Below are 5,328 nucleotides of genomic sequence, written 5' to 3'. Positions count from 1 at the left end.
TGACGACAACCCCATTAACCTGGTTGTCTGCAAAGATGCTGTCGGTGTCCGTTGTGGTTTCCTCGAACTCGAACTTGCGGCCCGCGTGCAGGCCGCTGACCCCGCCGTTCGAGGCGACGGTCTTTAGGCGCGCGCCGGCTTCCTTAAATGCGGGAATCAGGATTCCGGTGGCGTAGTTTCCGGCGCCGATGAAACCGAAGACGCCCTTGCCCGCGGCGGCAACAGGCTCCGAAAGCTTTATCGTTGTGCGGCGTACTTCCGCATCCAATCTGTCTATGCTCGTGGGGTATTCGAGCAGTATCCCGAGGGATGGCTCGTCGCTTGTAAGAAGGTCGTACGCCTTCTCTGCCTCGTCGATCTTGAATCGATGGGTGATCAGCGGCTTCACGTCCAGGCGGCCGTCCGCCATCATGTCCAGTACAGCTTCGAAATTACGTTGCTCGGTCCAGCGCACGAAGCCGATCGGGTAGTCCTGGCCTTTCTCCTCGTAGTCGGGGTCATAACGCCCCGGGCCGTAGGAGCAAGACACCTGGAACGAAAGCTCCTTCTCGTAAAAGTCTGCCCGCGAGAGATCGAGCCCGCAGATGCCGACGAGTACGATCCGCCCGCGCTTTCGGCACATCTGGGCCGCCTGATGCACTGGTTCGCTACTTTCGGTGGACGCGGCGATGATCACTGCATCTACTCCACGACCGCGGGAGAACGCCCGGGCTGCCTCAATAGGATCGGTTCCGGCAGAAAGATCAACAACTTCCATACCGAAGCGCCGAGCGAGGACAAGTCTGTCAGCGTCGAAGTCAAGTCCGAGCACGCGGCACCCATGCGCACGTAGCAACTGGACGGCCAGAAGCCCGATAAGTCCGAGGCCGCACACGACCACCGTCTCTCCGAGCGCTGGCTGCGCGAGCCGAATTCCCTGCAAGGCTACCGCGCCGAGTACCGCGAAGGCGGCCTCATCGTTACTCACGCCGTCCGGAATCTTTGCACAAAGATTTCTGGGTACGCTGACGATCTCCGCATGTTTTGCGTTCGACGCGACCCGATCGCCAGCCGAAAAGCCCGTAACACCTGCGCCAACCTCAATGACAACTCCGGCATTGCAGTAACCCATGGCAATCGGCTGATCGAGCTTATTGCGGATCGCGTCCATGGTGAGCGCAAGACCATCGGTTTTAAGCTTGTCGAAGACCATCTTGACCTTGTCCGGCTGCTGGCGTGCCCTCTCGAACCAGTTGGCACTTCCAAATTCCACCAGCATCCTCTCAGTGCCTGCTGACACTAGGGACGCTCGGCTGCGTACGAGGAGATACCCTCTCCGCGGGATCGGGCAAGGCACCTCAACGACCGCAGTGAAACCGCCCTTTAGTGATTGGACGATCTGTCTCAAGCTTGGCTTGCAGTTGGTTTAAGAACAGCCAGGATCTTATTCTTGGCGATTGAGCGTCCAACGGCGTACAAGAGCTTGCCGCTCACTCGGACGGCGCGATTCGATATTTTCATGTTGTCCAGATAGAACTCCGGCGGTTGCGTAAATTCCGATGTCTCGACGTACTTCTGAATACCAAACCCTGCAGCCCTTACGACATGCAAGAACGACCGCCGCGACCAGATCTGCTGATGATCGAAATCTACGGTCCCTCGCAAAAGCTTTTCGTGCAGGCGATTCCAAAGGAGCTCGGTGGCCGGATATATCCAGAACTGGCGTGGCGTATCGATAAAAACCCGGCCATCTCCGCATGTCAGTTTGGTTCGCAGAAGCCGCAAGACGCCCAGTGGGTTGCTGACGTGCTCAAAGACGTCATTCATAAAGATGACATCGAACTTAGTCGCGTCCTCCTCAAAATCCGCGAAACGGATTTGCGTGTTCAGTGGTCGGAATTCATCAAGAAGTTTTGCGTCGTTGATGTCGACAATGTAGGGTGTTGCAAGTGGATAGAGTGATTTCAGCACGAGCGCGAACTGACCGCCGCCCCCCCCGTAGTCGAGTACATTCAACCGACGCTGCCGATCTGCATCGGTCAAAACGAACTCCGCCATACTCGTGAAATTGTGATGATTGCGGGCGCCGCTTCGGAGGTGCCACGCGAGTTTGCCGCGATGGATGTTCGCCGAATTACTGACATCGGCTCTTCCGGTGCCGCTTGCGAACTGCTCCTCATCAGTAGATGGATATGGATAACAGAGCAAGACCCCGCAGTATCTACAAGTGGCCGTGTGGGCGAACAATCGGAGATTGGTGGAGCCACATATCTTGCAGGGCACCGAGGATTGCCCCATAGCGTCTAGTCCGAGATGCATCGGAGTGCTTTCGCAATTAGCGCATCCTTTTCGGTGCGGCTCGGATACGTGATCAAGACCGCTCGGTACGCTCCCTTGAATACGAAAATGCTTCCGGCTGCGGCACCGATTGTGCCGACACAGCGGATTAGCTCTGCAATGTGTTGCAGCGAGCCAGCCCCGCCAAGCAGAGTGAGCGGCAAGCTGATGGCTTGGCGTACTTGAGCTGCTAGAGTCAGGTCATACCCCTTCATAACGCCATCCTGATCAATCGCATTGAGAACGATCTCGCCAGCTCCGAACTGCTCCATTGTTCTGGCGAAAGCCAAAGGATCAAGCCCCGTAGCCTTAAGACCATTGTGCGTATAGACCTCGTAACCCTCGGAGCTGTTCTTCTTGACATCCATCACCACGACGATGCTCTGGCTTCCAACCTTTGTGGCGGCTTCCGCGACTAGTTCAGGCCTAAGCACCGAAGCGGCGCTGATGGCGACCTTTTCTACGCCGAGGCTGATGATCCTCTGAATCTGCTCCGCCGTCTTGACTCCACCACCGTAGCACAGCGGCATGCGACATTCGGCAGCGAGATTCTTGATCAAACTGTAATCGGGCTCTCGGTCCTGTGTTGTGGCATCGATATCGACCACCAGTAACTCGTCGACCTCTTTCTCATTGAAGATTCGGACCGCGTTGAGTGGGTCACCTACGTACTTCGGTTTGTCGAACTGCATGGTTTTTACTAGGCCACCGTTCTTCACCAACAGGCAGGGAATTATGCGAGGCCGAAGCATATTCAAAGTTCAGCAAAATTCTTCAGTAGTTGGATGCCCCATTGGTGGCTTTTTTCAGGATGAAATTGCACGCCGAAGACATTTCCCGAACGCACTGCAGATGCGAATAAGCCGTTGTAATCAGTGACTGCCAGTACTTGCTCCGTGTGCCGGGGCAGGAAGTAATAGGAGTGTAGGAAATAGTAGCGAGGTAAGGCCTCCAGCTCTTGGAACAGGCAGTCCCTCCTTTGTGGCAATACGTCGTTCCAGCCCATGTGCGGCAAGTGGGTCGGCTGCGTAAAAGCGTTGTGGTTGAACTTCTTGACCTCAGCATCCATCCATCCGAGACCGGCCAGCGTGCCCTCGTCGCTAGAGCGCGCCAGCATCTGCATGCCAACGCAAACACCCAGTACAGGGCATTCCTGCTCCATTACCAGATCGTCGAGATAAGGCCGCATGCCCGACTCGGTCAGTCGGGTCATGGCCCAGTCAAAAGCCCCTACGCCAGGTAGAACTAGCTTCCTCACCCCCGCGAGTTCGTGAGGCGTTTTGGCGATGGTAACTGGAACATTCATTCGCCTGTATACATTGGCAAAGGCTTGAATATTGCCAAGTCCGTAGTCGACCAGCGTAATCACCGTTTACCACCTACCTCCAGCCCAAGCGCTCTCATTGCGAAGGCGCCAAGCGAGTACAGTAGTTCCTGTGACTTGTAGTCCCTATACGTCTTATTTGGGGCATCCATATAGCTCTGTAGCTCCGCCACCGAAATCCCGAGCTTGGTCGCGATGTACTCGAAATCCTGAGTGATAGTGCTTTCGCAGTAGGGCAGCTGTGTGAGCCTTTCCAAAGCTTCATCTCGCGTCATCTGTTCAGTAAGAATCAAGCTGGAAAACTGAACCCGTCTTGTGTCGTAGCCAAACTTCTGTGGCAGCCAATAGCTCTCATAAAACCGAGTGAACCGCGACTCGAAGTGCTTCTGCGGGTAGGGTTGCCATCCGAATCTTTCGACTAGCAACTTAATTGCATCCTGCTTGTTGTAGGTAATGTAATTTAGCGGTCGAATTACTCTAATCCCCCTTACATAGGGCAGGAAAACCTTGTGGCGCAGGATCGAGGTCGTGGGAAAACTAGTCAACGGGCGAGAACCAAACTGACGATGAATGTCGCGCAACTGTATGGAGTCAGACTGGTAGTACATCCACTCTATTGGGTTGCGGATACACTCTGTGGATAGGTTGGCTCCCGTCAGTATGTATTTGACATCGTACTGCTCAGCGAACCTATACATGGTCGCAAAGAATGCGTGATCTTGCGGCGTATCGATATGCGGGACCCCCGCCTTGAAGAATGACAACTGTATGTCACGCATTTCCTCCCAGTTGATCACTTCCGTGTATAGGTCCAGGCCCAGTTTGTCCACCAGCTGCTCAATGTTGTTAACCGCCTCCTGTGAATTCCATCCTGCATCCACATGGAACACCAGTGGGCGCAATCCCAATCGCTCTTTTGCATAGTAGGTGAGATAGGAACTGTCGATCCCGCCGCTCATGCCAATGATGCAATCAAAGTCCTTGTCCTGGCCACGAGCCTTAATCTGATCTACCAACTTTAGAAACTCTGGGCCCGGCTCCGGCTTTGGATTCCAGGATGGCTTGATCTTGGCGTCAAAAGTGCGGCAATGATCGCAAACACCCTCCGCATCAAATACGATCTTTGAGTCTGAGGTATCCATGACACAACGGACACAGATCTGATAATCCCTGGGTACACGTGGAGCATTGAAAGGTCGCTCGACTGCAGATACAACGGCCGCTGCCATAGTCTTAGTATTGAATGTCTCGAGAATAAGGCGCTGCGCATTCTTGCCCATTTCACGAACGCTGTCCGGTGATTCGCTTAAGCGCAGCAATTCTCCTGCAAAGTCTTCGATACTCCCCGAACTCAAGATTGTGCCCGTTACGCCTTGACGTACCAAGTCATGCTCTACGCCGTCCGCTTGATGGACGACGACCGGAAGACCGAAACACATCGCTTCCGAAATAACGATGCCGCCTCTCCCGGGAATTACTACTACATCTGAAGCCCGATAATAGTGAGCAAGGCTTTCGGTTACGCGGCCGGTTACCGTTATATTCGACAAACACTTCTCGGCAGCTTGGTTTCTAATCGCCTGCTCGAGGGGGCCCGACCCGACGATGTAAAAGTGAATGTTTTTGCCGTGGAATCAGAAGTGGCTCCGTTTGTTTGAACAACTTTCCCCGATTTATAAGTGGACTCC

5 protein-coding genes and 1 pseudogene are annotated in these 5,328 nt (G+C 54.4%); all 6 read right to left on the bottom strand.

Annotated elements, in window-relative coordinates:
* The coding region (locus WD823_RS05170; protein WP_368428417.1) for a zinc-binding alcohol dehydrogenase at positions 1 to 1,387 on the bottom strand (1,387 nt) is incomplete at its 3' end.
* A complete protein-coding gene (locus WD823_RS05165) occupies positions 1,384 to 2,187 on the bottom strand; it encodes a class I SAM-dependent methyltransferase (protein ID WP_368428416.1) in 804 nt (267 codons plus the stop codon). The genes WD823_RS05165 and WD823_RS05170, both read right to left, overlap by 4 nt.
* A 95-nt stretch (positions 2,188 to 2,282) precedes the next feature.
* Complete coding sequence (locus WD823_RS05160) at positions 2,283 to 3,068, bottom strand: AglZ/HisF2 family acetamidino modification protein (RefSeq protein ID WP_368428419.1); 786 nt, start codon at positions 3,066 to 3,068, stop codon at positions 2,283 to 2,285.
* A 2-nt stretch (positions 3,069 to 3,070) separates the two neighbouring features.
* Positions 3,071 to 3,685 carry an imidazole glycerol phosphate synthase subunit HisH gene (hisH, locus tag WD823_RS05155; protein ID WP_368428415.1) on the bottom strand — a complete coding sequence of 205 codons (615 nt, stop codon included), beginning with the start codon at positions 3,683 to 3,685 and terminating at the stop codon, positions 3,071 to 3,073.
* Complete coding sequence (locus WD823_RS05150; protein ID WP_368428418.1) at positions 3,682 to 4,869, bottom strand: N-acetyl sugar amidotransferase; 1,188 nt, start codon at positions 4,867 to 4,869, stop codon at positions 3,682 to 3,684. Before WD823_RS05150 ends, hisH begins: the two co-directional genes overlap by 4 nt.
* 42 nt (positions 4,870 to 4,911) lie before the next feature.
* Positions 4,912 to 5,259: pseudogene (locus WD823_RS05145) on the bottom strand (glycosyltransferase); the annotation flags it as partial.
* Positions 5,260 to 5,328 lie beyond the last annotated feature (69 nt).

The sequence above is a fragment of the Sulfuricaulis sp. genome (genome assembly GCF_040901545.1).
Lineage (GTDB): Bacteria > Pseudomonadota > Gammaproteobacteria > Acidiferrobacterales > Sulfurifustaceae > Sulfuricaulis.
The sequence above is the reverse complement of the archived record's forward strand: the minus strand, read 5'-3'. Positions and strand labels throughout refer to the sequence as shown.

What these genes read in the sequence shown, in the direction of transcription:
- WD823_RS05150 (WP_368428418.1), bottom strand. Translation starts at nt 4,869, where the DNA reads ATGGCAGCGGCCGTTGTATCTGCAGTCGAGCGACCTTTCAATGCTCCA.
- WD823_RS05160 (WP_368428419.1), bottom strand. Translation starts at nt 3,068, where the DNA reads ATGCTTCGGCCTCGCATAATTCCCTGCCTGTTGGTGAAGAACGGTGGC.